Raw genomic sequence first — 24,385 nt, forward strand, 5'->3', positions numbered from 1 at the left:
AATGAATAGCAAAAATAGTACCATCACTTTAGAAACATATTTTCAGGATTTTCGTAAAAATATTGTTGGCATAAATCAAGAATTTACTTCGCCTTATGGCAAAAAGCAAATCATTTATACCGATTGGACTGCCAGCGGGAGGTTATATCGCCCTATAGAAGAGAAGCTTTTGAACCAATTTGGGCCTTTTGTTGCGAATACGCATACTGAAACTACTGTGTCAGGTACTGCCATGACAAAAGCATATCATCATGCCAGACATATTATTAAGCGTCATGCAAATGCTAATCAGGATGATGTTTTAATTACAGATGGAACTGGAATGACTGGCGTTATCAATAAATTTCAGCGTATTTTAGGATTGAAGATTCCAGAGAATCTTAAAAGTTGCACTACTGTTCCTGCAGAAAAAAAACCAATTGTTTTTATCTCGCATATGGAACATCATTCCAACCAGACTTCTTGGTTAGAAACCATTGCAGATGTTGAAATTATTCCTTCTTGCGAAAAAGGACTTTTCAGTCTTGATCACTTAGAAGAGCTTTTAGAAAAATACAAAGACAGAACTATAAAAATTGCGTCGATCACTTCGTGTTCGAATGTTACGGGCTTAAAAACTCCTTTTCATGAAGCTGCTAAATTAATGCACCAATATCATGGGGTTTGTTTTGTAGATTTTGCTTGCTCAGGACCATATGTTGAAATTGATATGCATCCAGCAGATCCTGAAGCGTATTTAGATGCGATTTTCTTTTCGCCTCATAAATTTTTGGGCGGACCTGGAACTTCGGGGGTTTTGATTTTCAGCAAAAAATTATACAATAATATGATTCCGGATTGTCCTGGAGGCGGTACTGTGAGCTGGACAAATCCTTGGGGAGAACATAAATATATTGATAATATTGAAGATCGTGAAGATGGAGGAACTCCAGGATTTTTGCAGGTTATAAAAACAGCTCTTGCAATTGAACTGAAGAAGGAAATGGGAATTGAAAACATTTTGCAGCGCGAGCAGGAAATTGTTGATTATGTTTTTAATGAATTAGAACCAGTTGAAAATATTAAGATTTTAGCAGGTCAGCATAAAGACAGATTAGGTGTTGTTTCCTTTTTTATTGAAAACCTTCATTTTAATTTAGGCGTAAAACTGTTGAATGACAAATTTGGAATTCAGACTCGTGGTGGATGCAGCTGTGCCGGAACTTACGGACACTTTTTGCTTCACGTTGATCAGGAAACTTCAAATAAATTGGTTAATGAAATTACGATTGGTGATTTGATCAAAAAACCAGGATGGATCAGAATGTCAATTCACCCAACAACGACTGATGAAGAAATTGCTTATGTGTGTGATAGCATTAAAGAATTGGCTAAAAACCACGAAACTTGGGCTTTGGATTATTCTTATAATAAAAATACAAATGAGTTTATTCATAAAAATGCAACCTCGTTTGAAGATGAATTAGTGGAAAGTTGGTTTAAATCTTAAGATTTTTTTTAAGCGCAATGTTCGCAAAGAATTACGCGAAGTACGCAAAGTTCAATAAAGCAAACCCGATAGGTTTTTAAAACCTGTCGGGTTTGCTGTTTCTTATGAAAAGATATTTCTAGTTTAGCCCCGATAGAAACGGCATCCTTTTATGGTGGGGTTCACCATAAAAGATATAGTGGATAGCGGGACTTTAGGTCTTGAAAAAACAGATAATTTCTGCTCCTAAAAAAAACTACATAATTAATCGGACGCCTCCTAAGTCTGAAACTCGGTAAGAGAATTTGTTTCCGGGTGAAGCAATGAACATGAAGTTCTTTGGGATATTCCATTTTTTGGAAAGCTCATCGATAAGATCAGGGCCAAATGTACCTTTCATTTCTATATATTCAATATCAATATCATCGTAAGCTCGGTCTAAAACTTCGAGGTCTTTTTTTAAAGCTTCATTGTTGGTCTCGTCAATTTTAACATGTACGATTTTTAGCTTTTTGGTTGTTTCATTATTTTCGACATATTGCAGCACTTTATTTAACATTGCGATGTCGTCGCCTTTAGTGAAAAAGACAAATTCTTGTGAATTAATTTTTACGCTTAAATTCTGGAGATAGCGATTACTCACAATTACCATTCGACGCAAAGGCTGATAGAAATATTCGAGCGCTTCGATTAGAAGTTTGATAAGTGAAACACGGTTGAGCATAACACCAATGAAGATCAAGGACGGAACCATGTATTTTAAAAAGGTGTAAAAGGCATTAATATTTAATTCCATGTTGCCGATAAAAGCTGCAATGACAAAAATAACAGCTGTGACAACTGCAATACCGCGGGCGCGCTCTGGCCTTGGCAGTTTTCTACGTTTGAATTTCAATAATAAATTTCCGATTCCAAATAGCGCCATTACAGCTAGAAATGAAAAAGTATAAACTCCAGCAAGTGATTCTAAATGTCCTTGTGTAGCAAAAAGTACTGAAATACAAAGAATTAAAAAACTGACTACAATTCTATAATGCGAACCTCTTTTATTTTGTTTTAAGAAATAGTTTGGCAAAATTCGGTCTAAAGTCATTCGGTTTAAAAGTCCCGAAACACCTACAAATGAGGTAAGTACTGCACCACATAAAACTAAAACGGCATCGATAGAGATTAACCACGCAAGCCATGAACCGCCAGTTGTTTCACCTAAATGGGCCAAAAGCGATTCTTTGTTTTCGCCAACTTCGCTTAGCGGAATTACACTTATTAATAAAATTGCAATTGCGGGATTAAAAAAACTGACGATCGCCCACATATTACGAAGTGTTTTTGGGAAAACTCCGTGTTCTTGTTCTTCTACGAAATTTGCTGAGCTTTCGAAACCTGAGATTCCCAGCATTGCAGCAGAGAATCCAAGAAAGAGCGCTGTTTTAATATTTCCTGTCGCGAGTGGCGTATGCCAATTTATGCGAAAAGTATCAAGTCCGTTATAAAGTAAAAACCAAATTGACGCGAGCACCAACAGGGTTAAAGTCGTAATATGGGTAATAAAAATGATAACTGCCACAAATGCGGATTCTCCAATTCCTAAAATGGCAAGGAAAGTAAATAAAATCAAGATGATGACTGTAGCAATGGTAACATTTAATCCTTCAAAAATTCCATGCAAATAATGCATGCCTTCTGAAGCTGAAATAACCGCGGTTGCCATGTAAGACAAAACGGTTAATGTTGCAGCGAGAGACGCTAATTTTTTTGTTGAAGTATTTAATAAAACGTTATAAGCGCCTCCGTTTAAAGGAATTGCACCAACAACTTCACCATAAATTTTTCGGAATAGAAATAAAACGACCGCTACAATTAATAAAGAAATCCACGCATATTGGCCGGCATATAATATAGTCAGTGCCGAAACATAAAGACAGGATGAACTGATATCGTTACCACAAATGGCTGTTGCCTGTAACTGATTTAATTTTTTGTGTACAATTTCTTTCATGATTATTCAAGATTACAACACGATTTACTTTATAATTAACAGCGACAAACTATTTAAAATTTTTATCTGCTGGCAGTTTCCTTTGCTATGAAACTGAATTACATTAAGTTAATCTGAATTTTGAATACTCAAGATACGAAGATTATTTGGATTGCTGGAATTTTTTAAGTGAGAGTAAAGCTTGTTCTTGAATTTTATTGTGAAAAAATCCTGTCCACCCTAATAAATAACCGGTTACTCCAAAAGCTTGTTTGGACCATTTCCATACATCAAAATTATCAGTATGCTTGATAATTAATCCGTCTTGAAAAACAAATTCAGCAGCAATATGATTAATTACTTTTCTGTTGGTTTTACTAAAATTGTAAGTAGCCACCCATCTTGCTGACCCAGAAAATTCATCGGCTTTTACATTTGAAAATTCAATTTTAATATTGCCTTTACTTTTTAGAATAAGCATTTCCCACATTTTAGAGACTTGTTCTTCTTTAAGCAATCCAAAAGCAGGATCAATAAAATGTACTTTTGGATGATAGCACTCGCTCATTGTTTTAGCATCGGCGTTTGCAAAAGCGGTATAAAATTTTGTAATTAAACTTTCGTTGGCGTTCATGTAGCTTTTAATTAGAGTATAAATATAATATTTATTATCTTAAGTTTTTTCTTTATAAAACGCTAATTTCTTTTGCAGTATCGAAAGTCTTTTTTGAATTATCGTATGCCGTTGAAAAATAAGAACTTCTGTTTATGGCAGTAAAATACCCAGTTTGATTGCCAAATGAATTTGAAGTTCCGGCAATAATAAATCGGATTGCTTGAATATCTGTTTTTTTAAGTTTGGCCATTTCGGCCGGAGTGAAGTAATAATAAGCCGTTGTTTTTCCGTCTATACTTTCTTTAACATTTTTGTCTACGCAGGGAATCACATCACCGTTTGCTAAATCGACATAAACGCCTCCAGAAATTTTGGCCTGATTATTTGCAGTAGCAATAGTTAGTTTTAAAACGCCACCTTTTTCTGTCTTTGCGATTTGAACATTTGTTTCGCCTGAGAAAGCATATTTTTCACAAATAAAAATATAATTCTGTGTTGCCGGATAAGGTTTTGAACCTTTTACACTAATAGTTTCCTGAGCATTGGCAAAGTTTGTAATCAACAATAATAAAAAAAGCGGTATTTTTAAACTCATATATTTTTTGTTATTCGGTTATTTTAGCATCAAATTTTTCATCCCAATCCATTGATTTTATGGCAGAAATCAAATTGTTTTCATCTACAAAAACTCGAAGTTCCTTATTCGCTACTTTTTTAGAATACAAAGCATGATAACGGTAAATAACTTCTTGTTTGGTTTTATAAACGCCATCCAGCTTCAAATCAATAAAACTTCCGTAATACTGTCTAAACCTTGTGCAGGTTTTAGTCAGTCGTTCTTCAGTTGTATTTTCCATTACTGATTTGGTTACTTCCGTTTCATTAAATGGTTTAAATTTTGAAGTATTGCAGGTTTCTAAAACACGTTTGCCTAATTCATATGCTTTTTTTTGCTGGTTCAAATTAATTTCTGAAACCGCAATTTTTTTAATTTTCAAATCGTCAGTATCTCTGCTGACCGTTTTTGATTTGCATCCTATAAGCAACAACAAACATATAATCAATCCTGCTTTCTTCATAACTATTTATGTTATTTTTAATAATAAGTTAGGGTCGGGGCAATTTTCTATATAAAAATTAAGGTCTCTTGAATTGCATACTCCGGGATAATCTCCCCAGAAATCTTCAATATTTTGTATTATCTGAAAATGAACATGCGGTGCATAATCGCCATTTACAGCTGCGTTGCCAAGAGTTGCAATTTGTTCTCCTTTTTTAAAAAATTTCCCAACGCTTAAGTCGTCTAAACTTTCTAACGATAAATGTCCGTATAAAGTATAAAATTTCACATTTTGTATTTCGTGTTCTAAAATAATTGTTGGGCCATAATCGCCAAGACCAACATTATTTTTGAAACTGTGTACTTTTCCGTCAAGCGCCGCAAGGACTGTGGTTCCAACTTTGGTCCATAAATCAAGACCAATATGGATATTTCGTTCTGGAATAGACTCATTTCTAAAAATAGTACTCCTTTGATATAAAGTTCTGCCTTCAATATAACCGCCAAAAGCAACTTCGGCATTGTTTTTTGATAAATAATCGGAAATAAAAACTTCAAATTCGACAGCATTGTCTGGTCGCACGTCCATTAATTCTTCATTATTGGCAGATAAATCTAATGGGATGTACTTTGAAAAATCGATACTCGAATCAATGATTTTAGTAGGTGGTAAGGCGTTTAAAATTGCGGAAAGGGGTTTCATAAAAATAAAATTTAAGCTACTTTTTCTATTATAATTAATTCATTATGAACCTCAATGCGAGGCAGCATTTTTGAGGAAAACAATTTAGGATTTATTTCTGAAATGTACTTCCTATTTCTAACATTATGTGCTTCGTCTAAAATCATGGTATTAAAAAGTACAAAACCTTGATTGTTTAACAAAGAGCAGACACGTTCACTGAAAAAACGTTCGAACAGAAAATTAGGCATTTTAATATCTTCAAAAATATCAATAATAATTAAATCGTATTTCGCTTTGGTTTTTAAAACAAACTCAAATGCATCATCAATAACTAATTCGAGCTGTTTTATTTTGTTTAAATTAAAATACTGATTGGCAATCTGAATCATTTCAGGGTCTATTTCAACTCCAGTAATTTTACCTTTATATTCAACTTCATCAACTAAAGTTTTTATAACACTTCCGCCCGCAACACCTAATACTAAAATATGATCCATTTCTAAAATAGTATGGTAACCAATGTTTCGCAGACCGTACCTTAATATACGCTGCAAGCTTCCGTACGAATAATTAGTGTTTTCAGAATCTAAAACCAATTCACCGTTTGCCCACGTAACCTCAATTGTTTTGCTTCGGGCCGACTTTTTTTTGAAAATTTTTATTGGAATTAGATAGCTAAATAATTTTTGAATCATTTTATAAGGCTTTTACTCAAAAATACATTTTAAATCTTTTATTTTTGCAGAAATAATAAATTTTTAATGAAAAAACAGTTATACAAATTCATCTTCTTTAAGCTGATGGGCTGGAAAATTAAAGGAATCGAAAATGCTTATGTAAAAAAATGCATTCTCATGGTGATGCCCCATACCAGTAATCATGATTTTTATATTGGTTTGTTTACAAGAGGAATTTCGGGTGTGGAAATGAATTGGGTAGGGAAGAAAGAATTGTTTAAATTTCCTTTTGGTTATTATTTTAAGAGTGTTGGAGGCGAACCGCTTGACCGCACCGGCGGATTGAATAAAGTAGATTCTATTGCGGCAATTTTTGATCGCAAAGAAACTTTTCGTTTGGCCGTTGCTCCAGAAGGAACCCGAAAAGGAGTAACCGAAATTAAAACTGGTTTTTATTATATCGCGCTTAAAGCAAATGTTCCAATTGTTCCTGTTGCTTTTGATTGGGGAAAGAAAGAAGTTAATTTAGGAGAACCATTTTTTACGACTGGCAATTATGAAGCGGATTGGGAAATCTTAAAAAAACATTATAAAGGAGTAGTGGGAAAAATTCCTGAAAACGGAATTCAGATCTAAATTTTCAATATTTTTTGATTACGTGAGAATCGCCTAAATGAAAAATAATTTTAAAAATTTTCAAATACGCGAAATTTGTGAACTATGGGACATACACCTTAAATGTCCCGTTTTTGTAAAAAAACACTATTTTCTCAATTTCTTTTTCTTCCGAGGAAAAAATAGGATTTTTTTCAATAATGGTATTTTTACTTTCTGTAGTTTTTTCTGCTTCATGACCTATTTCAGAAAATAAATCGGTTTCAGAAAAATTTTCGTTAAATAAAGTAGGAGCAGTGCTTTTTTCTATTTCTGAAGCTGAACTGACTTTTGTAATCGAAATTTCGTCAGTGCTTTTTGGAAAATTTCCTTTTCCGTTTAGTAGCCAATATAAATCAACATCAGGAAAAACTTCAAGGATTTTCATAACAAAATCCAAGCTTGGTTTGTTTCTTCCAGATAGGAGGTGAGACATACTAGAACGCTGCACGCCAATTCTGTCCGCAAAAGAAGAGGCATTTATTCCATAATACTCCAGTATAATTTCCAGTCTTTTTACAAAATCATCGATGTTTACCATTGTAAATTATTTTAAAGAATAGCTATGTTTACAAATGTAACAAAAAGAAACTAGACAAGCAATTTTACAGTTGTAAATTATAAAAAGGATATGCTAAAACTATAATTAATACTTTATATAAGTATGTTTAACATATTGAAATATAGTATTTTAAATATTAGTATTATAAAGAGTAACATTTGTCAACTTAGAGAGTTAAGCAATCTTTAAAATAGGTAGAAATACTGTTTACAATTCTAAATTATTAGTTATTTTTAAAGTTTACAATTGTAAAAATAAAGATGTTTACTTTTGTAAACAAATCAAAAGAGAATGAATTTAGAAGAATTATTTAACCAGAACAAAGAACAATCTATATCAGGCCGTTATCTAACATTGGATCATATTGAGCCTTTATTAAATAAATTAAATACCAATAATCAAGTTTCGATTATTGGCAAATCTGTTTTAGGACAACCTATATATAGTTACCAAATTGGTACAGGAACTACGCGTATTTATCTTTGGTCACAAATGCACGGAAACGAAAGCACAACAACAAAAGCATTGTTCGATTTCATTAATGTACTAAGTAACGGATCAGAATTTGCTCAAAAAATGCTGGATACATTTACTTTTTACAGCATCCCGATACTAAATCCTGATGGCGCGAAGTTATATACCCGTGAAAATGCCAATAAAGTGGACCTTAATCGCGATTCTCAAAATCTGACGCAGCCAGAAAGCAACGTTTTGAGAGAGGTTTTTGAGAGCTTCAAACCGCATTTCTGTTTTAATCTTCATGATCAAAGAACAATTTTTGGTGCTGGAGAAACAGGAAAACCTGCAACTGTCTCTTTTTTAGCACCTTCTTATAATGAAGAAAGAGAGATTAATGAAAACAGGTTAACCGCTATAAATTTAATTGCGGGATTAAATGACGAATTGCAAAAATATATTCCAGGGCAAATTGGCCGTTTTGATGATTCTTTTAATATAAATTGTATTGGAGATACTTTTCAGTTTTTAGGCGTTCCTACTATTTTATTTGAAGCAGGGCACTATGAAGGCGATTATGATAGAGAAATCACTCGAAAATTCATATTTTTCTCACTAATTACGGCGTTTAAACTCATCTCCGAAAACGATTTAGTTGATAATAGAATTAATGATTATTTGAATATTTCACAAAATAAAGTGGTTTTTTATGATTTTATGTATAAAAATATCAAAATAAATTATGATGGTATCGAAATTATTACGAATTTTGTCGCACAATACAAAGAAGAATTGATTGAAAATAAGATTCATTTTAATGCTTACATAGTTGAAGCAGGAGAATTAGAAAATTATTTTGGACATTATGAATATGACGCAAAAGGCGCTGTTTATTCTGATGATCATGGTAATTTTCCGAAATCGAATCAAAAAGCAGATTTTTATTTAAATAAAAATACTAAATTTGTTAACGGGTTGATAAAAAGTTAATTTTTATGTGAATTTGTTGTTTTTTATATATATTTTTATACTTTGTAATAGCAATTAGTAATATTAATTAAAGAATTATGAGTAAATTTCGTTTAGATGAAGTAGATCACCAGATTTTAGATATGTTAATAGACAATACGAGAGTTCCGTTTACTGACATTGCAAAAAAACTATTGATATCTGCTGGAACAGTACATGTTAGAGTAAAAAAAATGGAGGATGCCGGAATAATAATGGGATCTTCATTAGCCTTAGATTACGATAAATTAGGGTATTCATTTATTGCTTATGTGGGTGTATTCCTTAATAATACGTCTCAAACTAAATTTGTTTTAGAAAGAATCAATCAAATTCCATTCGTAACAGTAGCTTCTGTAACGACAGGTAAATTCAACATTTTTTGCAAAATTAGAGCAAAAGACACTAAACATGCAAAAGAAGTTATTTTTATGATTGATGATATCGAAGGAGTTTACAGAACAGAAACTATGATTTCATTAGAGGAAAGTATTAACGATAAGAAGCGTTTGATGCATACTATTTTTAAAAATATGTAATATTTTCTTGAATGCTATATTGAAATATAACCTCAAGTTTATTCTTGGGGTTTTTTTATGACTAATTAACCAACCAACTACAACACAATTATGTACACGTTACCAAAAATTGAACGTTTTAATCAAGACGTTCTTTCTAAATATCACATCTATAATAGTGTCTTTATAACTTTGCCATTTGACTCTATTGACAATACAGGAGTCTTACTGCCTTTGTTTACAGAGACTTGCGAAACGGGATTTAAAAAACAAGAGACACCAAAAGAGATTTTTGATTTTTTCTCAAATAAGTTTTTGAACAATGCTTCAGAGACTGAAAAAATCGACTTAATGTTTCGATTTATTCAATATATAGAACGACAAATTGTTTTATTTGATGCTATTGAAGACGCAGCTTTTCCAGAAGTTAATAATATGGAAGGACGTGGTTCTTTGCGTGATATAAAAGAAAAAGCTGATGCAAAGGAAAAAGACGATGAATTAGATGAATTTCTTGAAAACTTCAATGTTCGTACAGTGTTAACGGCGCATCCAACTCAATTTTATCCTGGACCAGTTTTAGGAATTATTAACGACTTGACCGAAGCAATTCGTCAAAACGATTTATTGCAGATCAAACAATTACTGGCGCAGTTGGGGAAAACGCCTTTTATTCAGCATGAAAAACCAAATCCTTACGACGAAGCTGTAAGTTTAATTTGGTATCTTGAAAATGTATTCTATGCTACAGCTGGTGAAATTGTTCATTATCTTCAAAAAAATCTTCATGATGGAAATCCAATTCAGAACCAATTAATCAAACTTGGATTCTGGCCAGGTGGTGACCGCGATGGAAATCCATTTGTCACTACTGATATTACTTTGAAAGTAGCAGATCGTTTGCGTACTTCTATTTTAAAGTGTTATTATATTGAAATGAGAAATCTAAAACGTAAGTTAACTTTCTCAGGTGTAGATGTTTTGGTTGCAGAACTTGAATATAAGCTTTATCGTTCTGTGTTTTATTCTAAAGGTGAAATTTTCATCACTTTGGAGGAATTATTAACGCAGCTGGATAAAATCAGAACAATTATTATTGAAAAACATCAATCTTTATATCTAGACGAATTAGAGGCGTTTTTAGTTAAAATAAACTTATTCGGATTCCATTTTGCCACTTTAGATATTCGCCAAAATAGTAAAATTCATAATGCTGTATTTAAAGATGTAGTAAATTATTATTTGGATTCAGGTTCTGATATTTTTCCTGAAAATTATTATGAATTGACAGAAGATCAAAAAATAAATGTTCTATCAAAAATAAAAGGAGATTTAAATCCGAATGATTTTGAAGATGAAATTACAAGGTCAACTTTAGAGTCTGTTCAGGCAATTAAAACAATTCAGCAAAATAACGGTGAAGAAGGAGCTAATCGCTACATTATCAGTAATAATGAAAGTGCTTTGAATGTAATGGAAACCTTTGCTATGATTCGCTTAAATAACTGGGAAAATCCAACAGTTGATATTATTCCGCTTTTTGAATCGGTTGATGATTTGCAGAACGCACATTCTATTATGGAGCAGTTGTATACCAATCCAGAGTATTCTAAGCATTTGCAAGAAAGAGGAAATAAACAAACTATTATGCTTGGTTTCTCTGACGGAACAAAAGATGGAGGTTATTTAATGGCGAACTGGAGTATTTACCAGGCTAAAATTTCATTGACAGAAATCTCTAGAAAATATGGCATTAAAGCTATTTTCTTTGATGGCCGTGGTGGACCTCCTGCTCGTGGTGGTGGAAAAACACATAAATTTTATGCTTCATTAGGACCGAAAATTGAAAATAACGAAATCCAGATAACGGTTCAAGGGCAAACTATCAGTTCAAATTTTGGAACTTTAGATTCATGCCGTTACAATATTGAAAATTTATTAAGTGCCGGAATTACCAATCAAGTATTTAAGAAAGAAGAAAATGAACTAAGTCCTGAAGAAACAGCAATCTTGACGCAATTAGCTTCTCTAGGATATGATAAGTATTTGAGTTTTAAAAATCATCCAAAATTTATTCCATATTTGGAAAAAATGAGTACGTTGAAATATTACTCAAAAACTAATATTGGAAGCCGTCCATCAAAAAGAAGCAAATCAGAATCTTTGGATTTTGCTGATTTAAGAGCGATTCCGTTTGTTGGTTCATGGAGTCAATTGAAGCAAAATGTTCCAGGATTTTTTGGAGTAGGATCAGCTTTAAGACATTTTGAAGAATCTGGTCAATGGGAAAAAGTAAGTGAATTGTATCATAATTCATTGTTTTTCAAAACTTTGCTAGAGAATAGTATGATGTCATTAGCAAAATCGTTTTTGCCTTTAACAGCATATATGAGAAATGATCCTGAATTTGGTGAATTTTGGCAAATTATCTTTGATGAATTCTCAGAAACAAAACGACTTTTGCTAAAAATTGCCGGACACAAAACTTTAATGGAAAACTATCCTGATGGTATTGCGTCAATTCAGATCAGAGAGCGCATTGTTTTGCCTTTACTGACAATTCAGCAATATGCACTTTTAAGAATCAATGAATTGAATAAAAAAGAGGGCAATGAAGATTTGATCAAAGTATATGAAAAAATTGTTACTAGATCGCTTTTTGGAAATACAAACGCTAGTAGAAACTCTGCTTAAAAATTAAAAAAATGAATTCAGATCAATTGTTAGAAAACGAATATTCTGGCGGATTTGCTACTTATATCCGCGAGGCTGGAAATGTAAATTTGATTGAAGAGTTAGAAATCTCTCTTCACAACTTTATTAGATTTGTGCAAGATATTCCGATGGATAAATTTGATTATCGCTATGCAGAAGGAAAATGGACTATTAAAGATATCATTCAACATATTATTGATTGTGAGCGTATTTTTGCCTATCGCGCTTTGAGATTTTCACGAAATGACAAAACAGCTTTACCCAGTTTTGAGGAAGATGATTACGCGAATAATACTGACTCAAACAAAAGAAGTATTCAAGAATTATTAACTGAATTTTCTGCGTTAAGACATTCAACTTTATTGTTTTATAAAAGTTTATCTGAAGAACAGCTTAAAAGAATCGGAACCGCTTCAAACAATCAGATTTCTGTTCGAGCGCTTGGTTTTGTGGTTATTGGACATCAAAAACATCATCAAAAAGTTTTTGAAGAGAGGTATTTGTAAAATCAAAAATGAATAAAAAAAATCCTGTGAAATTTACTTCGCAGGATTTTTTTTATTCAATCTTGCCAATTCTACTTTGTGGAAATAACAAAAATGAGTGATCTATTGAATAGTTTGATGTTTTCTCTCAATAAACGCCAAACCAAATCTAATTTTATCATAAGACATTTTTTCTTCAAAATGTTCAAAGTACGGCCTTAAAGCAGTAGGGTTTTCTAATTCGATTTGAGCTTTTTCTATTGCAGCAATTTCTTCGTCAGAAACAAACTGACTTAAATCTAAATCATGTCCGTCAACATATAATTTTGCTAAGTGAGAAACAACCGTAGTTTCACCAAGATTTCTTTGTCCAGCAATTTCCTCAATAGAAAGTCCGTTTTGAAATAACTCCAACGTTTTTGAATAGGTACTTTCTTTTTTTTCCTTTTTTTCTTTCTTAATTACTGATTTATTTCTTTGAAATTCAATAATTGCATTTATAAATTCGGTTCCATATTTTTCAAGTTTAGCCTTACCAACACCTTCAACAGCAAGAAAATCCTCATCGCTCATTGGTCTTAAAATTTCCATTTGCCTCAAAGACGCGTCGCTGAAAATCACATATGCAGGAACTTCTTCTTCCTGTGCAATTTCATAACGCAATTTTCTAAGCGTTTCAAATAATGAATTTTTAGTGGTTTTAGCTTTATCTTGTTTTATTTCGTTTTTATCAATTACTTTTTTAACAACAGTTGTCAATTTTACTTTTTCTCTTTCAAATAAAACTTTTTTGGCAAAAGATGTCAAAAGAATTTTATTGTGCTGATGAAAAGCAATTTCGCAATATCCTAAATTAATCAGCTGAATTAAATATTGATTCCAATCGTACCAAGAAACATCAGCGCCAATTCCGTACGTTTTTAAGGTTTGATAATTTTTTTCGTAGATATATGCGTTTTTTGAACCTCGCAAAAAATCTACAATTACAGCTAATGGTTCAGATTCTTGCAATCTCGTTATAGCCGAAAGGGCTTTTTGCGCGAGAATCGTCCCATCGAAAAAAGTTGGAGGATTTTTGCAAATATCACAATTACCACAATTTTCAGTAACTAATTCACCAAAATACGAAAGCAATATTTTTCTGCGGCAGCTTAGCGCATCTGCATATTGTTTCATTCGATCTAATTTGGCAAGTTGCACATCAGAATTCAATCCTTCAGAAGCAAATTTTTGAAGCTGAATAACGTCGGCATAACTTTCAAATAAAACAGTTTCAGCCGGCATGCCATCACGACCTGCACGACCTATTTCTTGATAATAACCTTCAATGTTTTTTGGCAAATTATAATGAATTACCCAGCGAACATTTGATTTGTCGATGCCCATTCCGAAAGCAATTGTAGCACAAACCACTTGACAGTCATCATTGATAAATTCATCTTGCGTTTTAGCTCTTTTTGTATTGTCTAAACCTGCGTGATATGCTTTTGCAGAAATGCCATTTTTAGATAATTTTTCAGCTAGTTCTTCCGTAGTTTTTCTGCTCAAACAATAAATAATTCCTGATTCGTTAGGTTTATTTTCAACAAAATCAATAATTTGTTTTACACGATCTAATGCAGGTCGCACTTCAAGACTTAAATTTGCGCGATCAAATGAGGCAACAAAAGTTTTCGGGTTTTTTAAATTCAATTGCTTTGTTATATCTACACGAGTTGCTTTATCGGCAGTTGCAGTTAGAGCAAGGATTGGAGTAGAAGGGAAGCGGTTTTTTAAATATCCCAAATTTGTATATGCAGGTCTAAAGTCATGGCCCCATGACGAAATACAGTGCGCTTCATCAATTGCAATTAAACTGATTGTCAATTCGTTAAATGCATTATCTAAATAAGATAAACTTTCAGGTGCAATATAAACGAGCTTAAAAGTGTTTGATCTTAAATTGTCGATATAATACTGCTGTTCTTCAGAGGATTGACTGCTGTTAATAAAACAGGCAGAAATGCCATTTGTTTTTAAACTGTCAACTTGATCTTTCATTAATGCAATTAAAGGAGAAATTACAATTGTGATTCCCGGCAAAATAAGTGCTGGCAATTGAAAACAAATTGATTTTCCGCCACCGGTTGGCATAATGGCAAGAGTATCTTGACCAGATAAAACCGTTGTTATAATGGTTTCTTGATTGGGTCTGAATTTTTCAAATCCAAAATTCTCTTTTAATTTGACATGTAATAATTCTGAAGTCATGTAGTAACGTTGTATCTTGATTGATTGTTTTAAAAATTAAATATAATTAATTTCTTACAAATAAAAATAGTAATTGATAAAAAAAAGGAACTCAAAAGAGTTCCTTCGTTTTATAAGTTTAATGATTAATCTTCGTCATCATCTTCATCATCTTCATCAGCTATATCGTCTGTGTCTCTGTCTTCATCATCATCGTCACCGCCATCAGTGTCTGGTTTATCTTGATTGTCATCATCATCGTCATCGTCAGCAGCATCATCATCAAGATCAAGACCTTTTACCGGTTCGATTGTGTCAACATCAAGATCGATATCATCATCTTCGTCATAATTTTCAATTCTGTCAGCAAGTTTAGTACTAATTTTTACTAAATAAATAGTGTCTTCAGTACGTACTTCAACAGCTTCTACTAATTCGTTTTTAGCGTTTCTAAAACGGATAACATCCGAATCATCATAACCATCAGGAAATTTTTCAACCAAAAGGTTTAAAATTTCGTTTGTCAGTTTGGCGTAGTCTACTATAACTCTTTTCATAAAAATATCCTATAAATCTAATAAATATGCAAAAATTAACGGCGCAACAATTGTAGCATCCGATTCGATAATAAATTTAGGGGTTTTGATGTCTAATTTACCCCAAGTGATTTTCTCATTTGGAACCGCTCCTGAGTATGATCCGTAACTAGTTGTTGAATCAGAAATTTGACAGAAATAACTCCAGAAAGGAACATCATGCATTTCCATGTCTTGATATAACATTGGTACAACGCAAATAGGGAAGTCACCTGCAATACCACCACCAATTTGGAAGAATCCGATACCATTGCTGCTGTTTTTTGAATACCAATCTGCTAAGAAAGTCATGTACTCAATTCCAGATTTCATTGTCGAAGCTTTTAGCTCGCCTTTAATTACATAAGAAGCGAAAATATTTCCCATTGTACTATCTTCCCATCCTGGAACGATAATTGGAAGATTTTTTTCAGCTGCTGCATACATCCAGCTGTCTTTCAAATCAATTTCGTAATATTCTTCAAGAACACCAGACAATAACATTTTGTACATGAATTCATGTGGAAAATAACGCTCTCCTTTATCATCTGCATCTTTCCAAATTTTGTAGATATGTTTTTGCAAACGTCTGAAAGCCTCATGCTCAGGAATACAAGTATCTGTTACACGGTTTAATCCTCTTTCAAGGAGTGCCCATTCATCTTCTGGTGTCAAATCACGGTAGTTAGGAACTCTTTCGTAGTGAGAATGAGCTACTAAATTCATGATGTCTTCTTCTAGATTGGCTCCAGTACACGAAATAATTTGTACTTTATCTTGTCTAATTATTTCTGCAAAAATTTTACCAATTTCAGCTGTACTCATAGCACCAGCCATACTTACAAGCATTTTTGAGCCGTTAGCCAGCTGTTGCTCGTACTCTTTAGCCGCATCTACTAGAGAAGCAGAGTTAAAGTGTAAATAATGTTTTTCAATAAACTGACTGATTGGTCCTTTCATTTCTTTTTTTTTTGTTTTTGTTTGAATTAAAAGCTGTTAACCTTTTACGATCTTACTGCAAATTAATAAATTTAAAGATATTAACTTTTTAATTTGCATTATTTTTACATTTTTTTCTTGTAGCCCAAAATTTTCAATACATCATCAGAAGTTTGTTGTTCTGAGAAAACTTCTGTTGCCAGAATTCCATTTTCGTCACGATCTATCAAAATATGTTTTGGCTGCGGAATCAAGCAGTGATGTAAACCACCATAACCTCCAATTGTTTCCTGATACGCACCCGTATTAAAGAAACCAATATACAATGGCTTTTCTTTGTTGTATTTAGGCAAATAAATTGCGTTCATATTCTGTTCAGAGTTGTAATAATCGTCACTATCACAAGTCAGTCCGCCTAATAGAACCCGTTCGTAAGTATCATTCCAGCGGTTGATTGCCAGCATAATAAAACGTTTATTTATAGCCCAAGTATCTGGCAAAGTAGTAATGAACGATGAATCGATCATATTCCATTTTTCTCTATCATTTTGTTGTTTTTGATATAAAATCTGATAGATAGCGCCACCACTTTCACCTACTGTAAACGAACCAAATTCGGTAAAGATATTTGGTACATCAACTTCAGCTTCTTCACAAGCAATTTTAATTTGATTGATAATTTCATCAATCATGTATTGATAATCATATTCAAAAGCAAGCGAGTTTTTAATTGGGAAACCGCCTCCAATGTTCAAGCCATCAAGAGTAGGGCATTCCTTTTTAAGTGCAATGTACACTTTAATACATTTTACAAGCTCGTTCCAGTAATATGATGTATCGTTGATTCCGGTATTAATGAAAAAGTGCAGCATTTTAAGCTCCAATTTATCATTCTCCTGAATTTGTTTTTTATAGAACGAAACGATGTTTTTATAACCAATTCCTAATCTTGAAGTATAAAACTCAAATTTAGGCTCTTCTTCAGCAGCAATACGAATTCCAATTTTGAATTTTCCTTTAATTTCACCCTGAAGCAAATCAAGTTCTTCATAATTATCAATAATCGGAATAGTATTTTTGTGTCCGTTATTAATTAATCGTGCAATATTAGTAATGTATTCGTCTCTTTTGAAACCATTACAGATAACGTAAGTACTTTTGTTGATTTTTCCGTTTTCAAGTAAATTCTCAACAATGTTAACGTCAAATGCTGACGAAGTTTCAATATGAATGTTATTCTTGAAAGCTTCATTCATAATGTATTCAAAATGAGAGCTTTTAGTACAATAGCAATAATAATATTTAGCTTCGTATTTATTCTTTTCCATTGCTTTTCTGAACCAAGATTTTGCCTTGTTGATGTTTTCAGAAATCTGAGGTAAATAAGTAAACTTTAAAGGTGTACCATATTGTTCAACTAGTTTCATCAAATCGATGTTGTGAAACTGAAGGTTGTCCTTGTTTAGTTTAAATTCCTCCTGTGGAAAATAGTATGTTTGGTTTATTAGATCAGAATATTTTGTATTCATTTAATTTTCAATATTTTAATTTGTATTTAAATTTAGTAAAAACGTCGCTAAATCTAAAATTCAAACTCTAATATTGGCAAAAATAATTTGCAGTTTTTCGTGCTCGGCTTTTGAAAATAAGAAAACATCAAAACAAAACGGACTTTTGCTATTGTAAAAACGATTCAGCATTCTTAATAAAGAACTGTTGAGTCTGTTTCTATAAGAGCTGAAATTTCTTTGTTTTCTGTTTGTTTTCATCGAGGCAAATGTAAAAAATAATATATACCTAAAGCAATGCTTTTGATTAAAAAATATTTAAGATTTATAATCTTGAAACGCTTCTAGAATTAATTTATTTTCAACCGATTGGTTGATTTTTATTTTTCCGATACCTTCAATCAGTGCAAACTGAATCAAACCGTATTCATTTTTTTTGTCGTGAATCAATAATTCTAGTATTGGATCAATGTCATTTTCTTCAATAATTACGTCATCATAAATGCTTTTTATAGCAGTTTTGATTTCAGAATATTCGGTAGCAGTGATTAAATCTTTTTGCAACGAAATATAGCTTTCCAGAATCATTCCTATTGCAATTGCTTCTCCATGTAACAATGTAGTTTTTGTTTCGCTTTCTAGAAAGTAACTTTCTATGGCATGTCCGAGGGTATGTCCAAAATTTAAAGCTTTTCTGATGTTTTTTTCTGTTGGGTCCTGAATTACAATATCATTTTTAATTTCAACTGAACGATAAATAAGTTCATCTAATCCATTATAATCAATAGATTTTATATCTAAAAATTGTTCCCAGTACGCAACATCGTAAATAAGGCCATGTTTCAACATTTCGGCTAAGCCGGAACGCATTTCGCTTTGTGATAAAGTCTGAAGGTATTCCGTATCAATTAAAACCATCTTAGGTACATTGATTACACCAATCTGATTTTTAAGATTTCCTAAGTCAACGCCTGTTTTCCCTCCAACTGAAGCATCAACCATTGATAATAAAGTTGTTGGAATATTTATGAAATCAACACCTCTTTTAAAAGTAGAAGCAACAAATCCGCCTAAATCAGTAACAACGCCGCCACCTAAATTAATTACAAGTGATTTTCTGTCGGCTCCAAGTTCTGTAAGTACATTCCAGATTTGAATACAAGTTTCAATATTTTTATTTTCTTCACCCGATTCAAATTCAATAATTTCGATGTTTAAATCAGTTTCAATTTGTGGCAAAAGTTTAGAAAGACAATATTCATTTGTTTTATCGTCTACTATAATAAAGAGATTAGAATACTTATTTTCTTTTAAATGGTTATTTAAGGCTTCGTAGGCATTTTGGTTAAAATGCACCAAATAATTATTTGCTTGAATAGATTTCATACTTCTTAGGTTAATTGAGACCGCAAAAATAAGGCTTTTTAGACTAAATAATATTCAAACTTTAGCCCTAATTTGTTTAAAAACGAATGATTCTAAATTACTTTTTAATTTTAAAATCCAGATTCTGAATAAATTCATAAAGAAGCAGTAAAATTTTACTTCACAATTTTATATATTGATTTGCTGTATTGATAATTTAGAAAAATTTCACACGATTTCGTAAATAATATTCAAAACACTCTATATCTTTGCACAAAAACTAAACTTAATGGAAAAAATATTCGATAACACTCAAGTAGCATTTTCGCTAAAAAGTGATACAGAACTAGATAGAGCTTACTTTCTTTTTAAAATGATTGACAGCGAGCCTCTTGTTAGAATTGGAACTGCTGTAACTAATTTTGCTCTTAAAGCGCACCTTCCGGTAGAAGGATTGATTCGTGCGACAGTTTTTGATCACTTTTGTGGTGGTGTGAATGAAAATGACTGCCTTTCGGTTGTAGATAAAATGTTTACAAAGGGTGTCTCATCTGTATTAGATTATTCAGTTGAAGGAAAAGAAGAAGAAGAACAGTTTGATGCTGCTCTTGAAATGACATTGAGAACTATTGATTTTGCCAAAGAACGTTTGGCTATTCCGTTTGCGGTTTTCAAACCAACTGGTTTAGGCCGTTTTGAATTGTATGAAAAAATAGGAGAAAAACAAACTTTAACTCCTGCAGAACAAGCAGAATGGGATAGAGTGGTAGCTCGTTTTGATCAAGTTTGCGGTGAAGCTCATAAAAAAGATGTTGCTTTATTAATTGATGGTGAAGAAAGCTGGATGCAAGATGCTGCTGATGATTTAGTAACCGATATGATGCGCAAATACAATAAAGAAAAAGCTATTGTATTTAATACTTTGCAGATGTATCGTTGGGATCGTTTAGATTACTTGAAAAAATTGCATGACGTTGCTAAGAATGAAGGTTTCTTTATTGGAATGAAATTAGTTCGTGGTGCTTACATGGAAAAAGAAAATAAACGTGCAGAAGAAAAAGGATATGTTTCGCCAATTTGTGTTTCTAAAGAAGCTACAGATGTGAATTATGACGCTGCTGTTCATTATATGTTAGACCATATTGATACTATGGCTATTTTTGCCGGAACTCACAATGAATTGAGCTCTTATAAATTAATGGAAATGATGGCTCAAAAAGGAATTGCTAAAAATGATAACCGAATCTGGTTTGGGCAATTGTACGGAATGAGCGATAATATTAGTTATAACCTAGCTGAAAACGGTTATAATGATGCTAAATATTTACCATTTGGACCAGTTAAAGATGTTATGCCGTATTTGATCCGTCGTGCTGAAGAAAACACTTCGGTTGCAGGACAAACAAGTCGTGAATTATCGATGATTAAAGCGGAACGTAAACGTAGAAAAGGGAAGGAGTAGTTTTCAGTCTCAGTTTACAGTTTATAGTTTATATAAAAAAGCTCCATTTGTTTTGCAAATGGAGCTTTTTTTTGAATTTAGAATTTCTAAATTGAGATTTTATTTTAAGAATTACTAAACTGTAAATTGCTCAAGTTTTTATAAATTCCGTTTTCAAGGTTTATTAATTCCTGGTGTGTTCCTTCTTCGGAGATTTTTCCGTTATCCAGAACTAAAATTTTATCAGCATTTCTAATAGTTGAAAGTCTGTGAGCGATGATGATGCTTGTTCTTCCTTCCATTAAAACTTCTAAAGCTTCCTGAACCAGCTTTTCGCTTTCGCTGTCTAATGATGAAGTAGCTTCATCCAAAATCAAAATACTTGGATTTTTAAGCAAAGCTCTTGCGATAGCAATGCGCTGACGCTGTCCGCCAGATAATTTTACACCGCGTTCTCCAACTAATGTTTCAAATTTTTCTGGGAAACCTTCTATAAAATTAAAAGCGTTTGCTTGTTTTGCTGCAACCATAATTTCTTCATCAGAAGCATCTGGTTTTCCGTAAGCAATATTTTCTCTGATTGTCCCTCCGAATAAAATTACATCCTGAGGTACAATACTCATATTACCACGTAGATTTTCTAAATCATAATCATGAATATTTTTTCCGTCAACTAGAATTTCTCCTGAGGTAATATCGTAAAAGCGCAATAATAAAGACGAAATTGTCGATTTTCCAGCACCACTTGGACCAACGATAGCAATTTTTTGTCCAAATTCGGCAGAGAAATTGACATCCTTCAAAACCTGAACTTCTTTTCTTGATGGATAATGAAATGCAACATTTTTAAAAGTGACATTTCCTTTTATTTTCTCAATTGCATGTACTTTAGAATTTGTATTGATTTCTTCCGGAGTTTCCTCTAAAAGTTCAAAAACACGTTCGGTTGCACCAACCGCTTTTTGAATTTGAGCATACATCTCAGCAATTCCGCCAAATGAAGCACCAATAAAGGTGGTATAAAGCACGAATGAAATTAAATCACCTACACCTTCAACTTCTCCTTTAATTGTCAATGTAATTCCGTACCAAACAACGGCAACTACACATCCAAAAAGGCATAAAATAATGAACGAAGCAAAATAACCTCTATATTGACCGCCTTTAATAGCGATTTTTACAATCTCTTTGATCTTATTTTTATAACGCTGAATTTCGTACCATTCATTAGCGAAAGCTTTAACGTTGCTGATTCCTTGCAGCGTTTCTTCAACAATAACCTGACTTTCGGCTACTTTATCTTGAGTCTTTTTTCCGTATTTACGAATAAATCTTCCAAAAATAACAGCTGCAACGGCTACAATCGGAACAATAGCCAGCATCATTAAAGTCAATTTCGGGCTAATATTGCCTAAAATGACAAAACCTCCAACAATTAAAATAAACTGACGTAAAAATTCGGCAATTGTAGTAGTAAAAGTGTCCTGCAATTGAGAAATATCAGCGCTGATGCGACTATTTAATTCTCCGACACGTTTTTGAGAATAAAATCCCATTGGCAATTTTACCAGGTTTTCATATAATGCAAAACGAATATTTGAAAGTGAGTTTTCAGTAAAATTTACAAATAAAGAAATTCTAAAGAATGAAAAAATGGCCTGTAACGTTAGGATCACCATAAGTCCAACAGCAATTTCATTTGCTCTGCTTAAATCTTTATTAGTAACACAGTCAACAAGCATTCCCATTAATTTAGGAAAGGCGAGGGCAGTGGCACTAGTAAGTAAGAGGAAAATCAAACCCAGGAAAAATTTCCATTTGTGGCCTTTGCCATATTTAAAAATTCTGATTGCTTTTTGAAGGGAATTGGAGTCTAATTTAGCTTTAGGTAAATCGTTTTCTTGAAATCTAGCCATTTGGATATACAATTAAGGTTTGCAAAGGTATGATTATAGCAAGTGAATACAAAAGAATATTATGAATTAGCTTTTGAGTTTTCGATTTTTAACTAAATTTAAGAGAATGAAGATTTTTTTCAGTTTTTTAATTCGTTGAAAAATAGCTTTCTAAATATTTTATTGAAACTTTCTTCTATTTTTTTTTGAAAAACGCTTGCAAATTCGAATTCTAGCTGTATATTTGCACTCGCAATCACGAAATGATAGCAACCTAGTAAAATAGGGCGATTAGCTCAGCTGGTTCAGAGCACCTCGTTTACACCGAGGGGGTCGGGGGTTCGAACCCCTCATCGCCCACAAATTTCCAAAAACTCCAAAGTCATGTGATTTTGGAGTTTTTTTATTTTCTAAACTCATGGTATTTATTGTTTATATCCTATTTAGCGAAAGCAAAAATAAATTTTATATCGGATTTACTTCGGATCTAGTTGAAAGAGTTATTCGTCATAATCAAAAAAGCAAAGGTTTTACTGGAAGTGTGAATGACTGGAAAGTTGTTTACACGGAAAACTACGAAAACAAAGAACTTGCACACAAAAGAGAATTGCAAATTAAATCATGGAAAAGCAGAATTAAAATTCAAGAATTAATTTCTAAAAAAGATTAGCTCAGGTGTTTCGGAGCATTCCGATTTTTCATCGGAAGTGGTCGGGGGTTCGAACCCCTCATCGCCCACCAAAAAACTCCTTAAGAAATTAAGGAGTTTTTTTTGTTTAAAATCCGCTGACAAGTAATCTTTTTTATCTCTTCCATTTTCCATTTTCAAATCTGTAGATTGCCCAAGGAGAAGAAAGACACATAAAAGCATAACCATAATCTACAATAACGTTTTGATAGTTCTTATCAAAAATTGGTTTTCTGACACATAAAATTCCTTTAGGACAATAATTTGGATCTTTAGCTAATTCTCTTAAAGAATCTAGAGCCACAACTTTAATATTGCCTTGTTTAAATCCTGTAGTATCTAAAACAAAATTATTTGAGACACTTACTAAGCTATCTAGTTCCTTACGGTTTTTCAAATGCAATTTTTCAATCAATACGTTTTCAATTCCGGGTTTAAGATCCTCAATTTTATGTATTTCAATTAATGATTTTGTTGGAATTTCTAATATACACTGACATGACTCTTCTTTTAAAAGTTGTTTTATAACTTCATTAGCTTTTGTATTATAATCTAATTTCGGATGTATCTTTTTTTGTTTACAATTTGAAAAAAGTAAAAAGAGTAATAAACAACCAAGTATTGAAATTTGTCTAATCATATGTTGTCTTAAAATTATTGGCAACTTATTTTTAGTTGCTTTGTATAATAGTTTAACATTGCCTCCAGCGAATATAAAAATATTTATATGATAATTGAGTTACTAAAAACTGTAATTAGAATTTTCTTCATTGAAATTTTCTTTAAATCCTGTAGAAATGGTTCGTAAAAAGGTTCGTAAGGCCCACAGAATTTTCAAAAACTCCAAAATCATATGATTTTGG

The 24,385-nt window shown here is 32.4% G+C and carries 23 protein-coding genes and 1 tRNA gene; 9 read left to right on the top strand and 15 right to left on the bottom strand.

Translation table 11 applies throughout. From position 1 onward, the window contains the following. The first annotated feature begins 1 nt into the window (after position 1). Positions 2-1,489: an aminotransferase class V-fold PLP-dependent enzyme gene (locus EV145_RS03645; protein ID WP_133523877.1), complete on the top strand. Its 1,488-nt coding sequence runs from the start codon at positions 2-4 to the stop codon at positions 1,487-1,489. A gap of 235 nt (positions 1,490-1,724) precedes the next feature. On the opposite strand, the gene EV145_RS03650 is transcribed toward EV145_RS03645, so the two are convergent. The 6 genes from EV145_RS03650 to EV145_RS03675 all read right to left on the bottom strand — a co-directional run bounded on the left by EV145_RS03650 (position 1,725) and on the right by EV145_RS03675 (position 6,502). Next, positions 1,725-3,467 carry an APC family permease gene (locus tag EV145_RS03650; protein ID WP_133523878.1) on the bottom strand — a complete coding sequence of 581 codons (1,743 nt, stop codon included), beginning with the start codon at positions 3,465-3,467 and terminating at the stop codon, positions 1,725-1,727. Positions 3,468-3,609: 142 nt separating this feature from the next. Further along, positions 3,610-4,080, bottom strand: coding sequence for a nuclear transport factor 2 family protein (locus EV145_RS03655; protein WP_133523879.1), 471 nt, complete (start codon positions 4,078-4,080; stop codon positions 3,610-3,612). Between the two features lie 52 nt (positions 4,081-4,132). Beyond that, entirely contained in the window at positions 4,133-4,657 is a 525-nt protein-coding gene (locus tag EV145_RS03660) for a hypothetical protein (protein WP_133523880.1), read from the bottom strand. A gap of 10 nt (positions 4,658-4,667) precedes the next feature. Further along, positions 4,668-5,141 (bottom strand): hypothetical protein, encoded by a 474-nt coding sequence (locus EV145_RS03665; protein WP_133523881.1) that lies wholly within the window; start codon positions 5,139-5,141, stop codon positions 4,668-4,670. Positions 5,142-5,147: 6 nt separating this feature from the next. Beyond that, positions 5,148-5,825 carry a peptidoglycan DD-metalloendopeptidase family protein gene (locus tag EV145_RS03670; RefSeq protein ID WP_133523882.1) on the bottom strand — a complete coding sequence of 226 codons (678 nt, stop codon included), beginning with the start codon at positions 5,823-5,825 and terminating at the stop codon, positions 5,148-5,150. An 11-nt stretch (positions 5,826-5,836) separates the two neighbouring features. Beyond that, a complete protein-coding gene (locus EV145_RS03675) occupies positions 5,837-6,502 on the bottom strand; it encodes a spermidine synthase (RefSeq protein ID WP_133523883.1) in 666 nt (221 codons plus the stop codon). Between the two features lie 66 nt (positions 6,503-6,568). On the opposite strand from EV145_RS03675, the gene EV145_RS03680 reads away from it, so the two are divergent. Then, positions 6,569-7,120, top strand: a complete 552-nt coding sequence (locus EV145_RS03680; RefSeq protein WP_133523884.1) for a 1-acyl-sn-glycerol-3-phosphate acyltransferase — start codon at positions 6,569-6,571, stop codon at positions 7,118-7,120. Between the two features lie 82 nt (positions 7,121-7,202). Here the strand turns inward: EV145_RS03680 and EV145_RS03685 are convergent, their stop codons facing one another. Next, positions 7,203-7,679, bottom strand: a complete 477-nt coding sequence (locus tag EV145_RS03685) for a helix-turn-helix domain-containing protein (RefSeq protein ID WP_133523885.1) — start codon at positions 7,677-7,679, stop codon at positions 7,203-7,205. Between the two features lie 312 nt (positions 7,680-7,991). Here EV145_RS03685 and EV145_RS03690 point away from each other — a divergent pair, with 312 nt between their 5' ends. The 4 genes from EV145_RS03690 (at position 7,992) to EV145_RS03705 (ending at position 12,903) form a co-directional block, all read left to right on the top strand. Next, positions 7,992-9,146 (top strand): M14 metallopeptidase family protein, encoded by a 1,155-nt coding sequence (locus EV145_RS03690; RefSeq protein WP_133523886.1) that lies wholly within the window; start codon positions 7,992-7,994, stop codon positions 9,144-9,146. A gap of 77 nt (positions 9,147-9,223) precedes the next feature. Then, complete coding sequence (locus tag EV145_RS03695) at positions 9,224-9,703, top strand: Lrp/AsnC family transcriptional regulator (RefSeq protein WP_007805990.1); 480 nt, start codon at positions 9,224-9,226, stop codon at positions 9,701-9,703. 90 nt (positions 9,704-9,793) lie between these two features. Beyond that, positions 9,794-12,376: a phosphoenolpyruvate carboxylase gene (locus EV145_RS03700; protein ID WP_133523887.1), complete on the top strand. Its 2,583-nt coding sequence runs from the start codon at positions 9,794-9,796 to the stop codon at positions 12,374-12,376. A gap of 11 nt (positions 12,377-12,387) precedes the next feature. Next, complete coding sequence (locus EV145_RS03705; protein WP_133523888.1) at positions 12,388-12,903, top strand: DinB family protein; 516 nt, start codon at positions 12,388-12,390, stop codon at positions 12,901-12,903. Between the two features lie 102 nt (positions 12,904-13,005). Here the strand turns inward: EV145_RS03705 and recQ are convergent, their stop codons facing one another. The 6 genes from recQ to aroB all read right to left on the bottom strand — a co-directional run bounded on the left by recQ (position 13,006) and on the right by aroB (position 19,519). Further along, positions 13,006-15,132: a DNA helicase RecQ gene (recQ, locus tag EV145_RS03710; protein WP_133523889.1), complete on the bottom strand. Its 2,127-nt coding sequence runs from the start codon at positions 15,130-15,132 to the stop codon at positions 13,006-13,008. Positions 15,133-15,257: 125 nt separating this feature from the next. Further along, positions 15,258-15,668: a DNA primase gene (locus EV145_RS03715; RefSeq protein WP_133523890.1), complete on the bottom strand. Its 411-nt coding sequence runs from the start codon at positions 15,666-15,668 to the stop codon at positions 15,258-15,260. 9 nt (positions 15,669-15,677) lie between these two features. Beyond that, positions 15,678-16,646 (bottom strand): deoxyhypusine synthase family protein, encoded by a 969-nt coding sequence (locus EV145_RS03720; protein ID WP_133523891.1) that lies wholly within the window; start codon positions 16,644-16,646, stop codon positions 15,678-15,680. Between the two features lie 104 nt (positions 16,647-16,750). Next, a complete protein-coding gene (locus EV145_RS03725) occupies positions 16,751-18,154 on the bottom strand; it encodes a decarboxylase (RefSeq protein ID WP_026728689.1) in 1,404 nt (467 codons plus the stop codon). 60 nt (positions 18,155-18,214) lie between these two features. Then, complete coding sequence (locus EV145_RS03730; RefSeq protein ID WP_133523892.1) at positions 18,215-18,394, bottom strand: hypothetical protein; 180 nt, start codon at positions 18,392-18,394, stop codon at positions 18,215-18,217. A 57-nt stretch (positions 18,395-18,451) separates the two neighbouring features. Next, the gene (gene aroB, locus EV145_RS03735) at positions 18,452-19,519 is read right to left on the bottom strand and encodes a 3-dehydroquinate synthase (RefSeq protein ID WP_133523893.1); all 1,068 of its coding nucleotides are present in this window, start codon (positions 19,517-19,519) and stop codon (positions 18,452-18,454) included. Positions 19,520-19,787: 268 nt separating this feature from the next. Here aroB and EV145_RS03740 point away from each other — a divergent pair, with 268 nt between their 5' ends. Then, complete coding sequence (locus tag EV145_RS03740) at positions 19,788-20,960, top strand: proline dehydrogenase family protein (protein WP_133523894.1); 1,173 nt, start codon at positions 19,788-19,790, stop codon at positions 20,958-20,960. Between the two features lie 104 nt (positions 20,961-21,064). Here EV145_RS03740 and EV145_RS03745 read toward each other — a convergent pair whose 3' ends face one another. Continuing rightward, complete coding sequence (locus EV145_RS03745) at positions 21,065-22,855, bottom strand: ABC transporter ATP-binding protein (RefSeq protein WP_133523895.1); 1,791 nt, start codon at positions 22,853-22,855, stop codon at positions 21,065-21,067. Positions 22,856-23,119: 264 nt separating this feature from the next. Here EV145_RS03745 and EV145_RS03750 point away from each other — a divergent pair. Both EV145_RS03750 and EV145_RS03755 read left to right on the top strand, forming a co-directional pair. After that, positions 23,120-23,194, top strand: a tRNA-Val gene (locus EV145_RS03750). A 58-nt stretch (positions 23,195-23,252) separates the two neighbouring features. Continuing rightward, positions 23,253-23,504, top strand: a complete 252-nt coding sequence (locus tag EV145_RS03755; protein WP_133523896.1) for a GIY-YIG nuclease family protein — start codon at positions 23,253-23,255, stop codon at positions 23,502-23,504. A 133-nt stretch (positions 23,505-23,637) separates the two neighbouring features. Here the strand turns inward: EV145_RS03755 and EV145_RS03760 are convergent, their stop codons facing one another. After that, positions 23,638-24,162 (bottom strand): hypothetical protein, encoded by a 525-nt coding sequence (locus EV145_RS03760; RefSeq protein ID WP_133523897.1) that lies wholly within the window; start codon positions 24,160-24,162, stop codon positions 23,638-23,640. Positions 24,163-24,385: the final 223 nt, after the last annotated feature.

Source organism: Flavobacterium sp. 245 (genome assembly GCF_004362055.1).
In the GTDB taxonomy this organism is placed as follows: domain Bacteria; phylum Bacteroidota; class Bacteroidia; order Flavobacteriales; family Flavobacteriaceae; genus Flavobacterium.

Coding starts and splice junctions, on each gene's coding strand:
- EV145_RS03655 (WP_133523879.1), bottom strand. CDS start 4,080: ATGAACGCCAACGAAAGTTTAATTACAAAATTTTATACCGCTTTTGCA.
- EV145_RS03715 (WP_133523890.1), bottom strand. CDS start 15,668: ATGAAAAGAGTTATAGTAGACTACGCCAAACTGACAAACGAAATTTTA.
- EV145_RS03685 (WP_133523885.1), bottom strand. CDS start 7,679: ATGGTAAACATCGATGATTTTGTAAAAAGACTGGAAATTATACTGGAG.
- EV145_RS03690 (WP_133523886.1), top strand. CDS start 7,992: ATGAATTTAGAAGAATTATTTAACCAGAACAAAGAACAATCTATATCA.
- EV145_RS03760 (WP_133523897.1), bottom strand. CDS start 24,162: ATGATTAGACAAATTTCAATACTTGGTTGTTTATTACTCTTTTTACTT.
- EV145_RS03730 (WP_133523892.1), bottom strand. CDS start 18,394: ATGAAAACAAACAGAAAACAAAGAAATTTCAGCTCTTATAGAAACAGA.
- EV145_RS03755 (WP_133523896.1), top strand. CDS start 23,253: ATGGTATTTATTGTTTATATCCTATTTAGCGAAAGCAAAAATAAATTT.
- EV145_RS03670 (WP_133523882.1), bottom strand. CDS start 5,825: ATGAAACCCCTTTCCGCAATTTTAAACGCCTTACCACCTACTAAAATC.
- EV145_RS03675 (WP_133523883.1), bottom strand. CDS start 6,502: ATGATTCAAAAATTATTTAGCTATCTAATTCCAATAAAAATTTTCAAA.
- EV145_RS03645 (WP_133523877.1), top strand. CDS start 2: ATGAATAGCAAAAATAGTACCATCACTTTAGAAACATATTTTCAGGAT.
- EV145_RS03695 (WP_007805990.1), top strand. CDS start 9,224: ATGAGTAAATTTCGTTTAGATGAAGTAGATCACCAGATTTTAGATATG.
- EV145_RS03705 (WP_133523888.1), top strand. CDS start 12,388: ATGAATTCAGATCAATTGTTAGAAAACGAATATTCTGGCGGATTTGCT.
- EV145_RS03650 (WP_133523878.1), bottom strand. CDS start 3,467: ATGAAAGAAATTGTACACAAAAAATTAAATCAGTTACAGGCAACAGCC.
- recQ (WP_133523889.1), bottom strand. CDS start 15,132: ATGACTTCAGAATTATTACATGTCAAATTAAAAGAGAATTTTGGATTT.
- EV145_RS03700 (WP_133523887.1), top strand. CDS start 9,794: ATGTACACGTTACCAAAAATTGAACGTTTTAATCAAGACGTTCTTTCT.
- EV145_RS03665 (WP_133523881.1), bottom strand. CDS start 5,141: ATGAAGAAAGCAGGATTGATTATATGTTTGTTGTTGCTTATAGGATGC.
- aroB (WP_133523893.1), bottom strand. CDS start 19,519: ATGAAATCTATTCAAGCAAATAATTATTTGGTGCATTTTAACCAAAAT.
- EV145_RS03745 (WP_133523895.1), bottom strand. CDS start 22,855: ATGGCTAGATTTCAAGAAAACGATTTACCTAAAGCTAAATTAGACTCC.
- EV145_RS03725 (WP_026728689.1), bottom strand. CDS start 18,154: ATGAATACAAAATATTCTGATCTAATAAACCAAACATACTATTTTCCA.
- EV145_RS03720 (WP_133523891.1), bottom strand. CDS start 16,646: ATGAAAGGACCAATCAGTCAGTTTATTGAAAAACATTATTTACACTTT.
- EV145_RS03660 (WP_133523880.1), bottom strand. CDS start 4,657: ATGAGTTTAAAAATACCGCTTTTTTTATTATTGTTGATTACAAACTTT.
- EV145_RS03680 (WP_133523884.1), top strand. CDS start 6,569: ATGAAAAAACAGTTATACAAATTCATCTTCTTTAAGCTGATGGGCTGG.
- EV145_RS03740 (WP_133523894.1), top strand. CDS start 19,788: ATGGAAAAAATATTCGATAACACTCAAGTAGCATTTTCGCTAAAAAGT.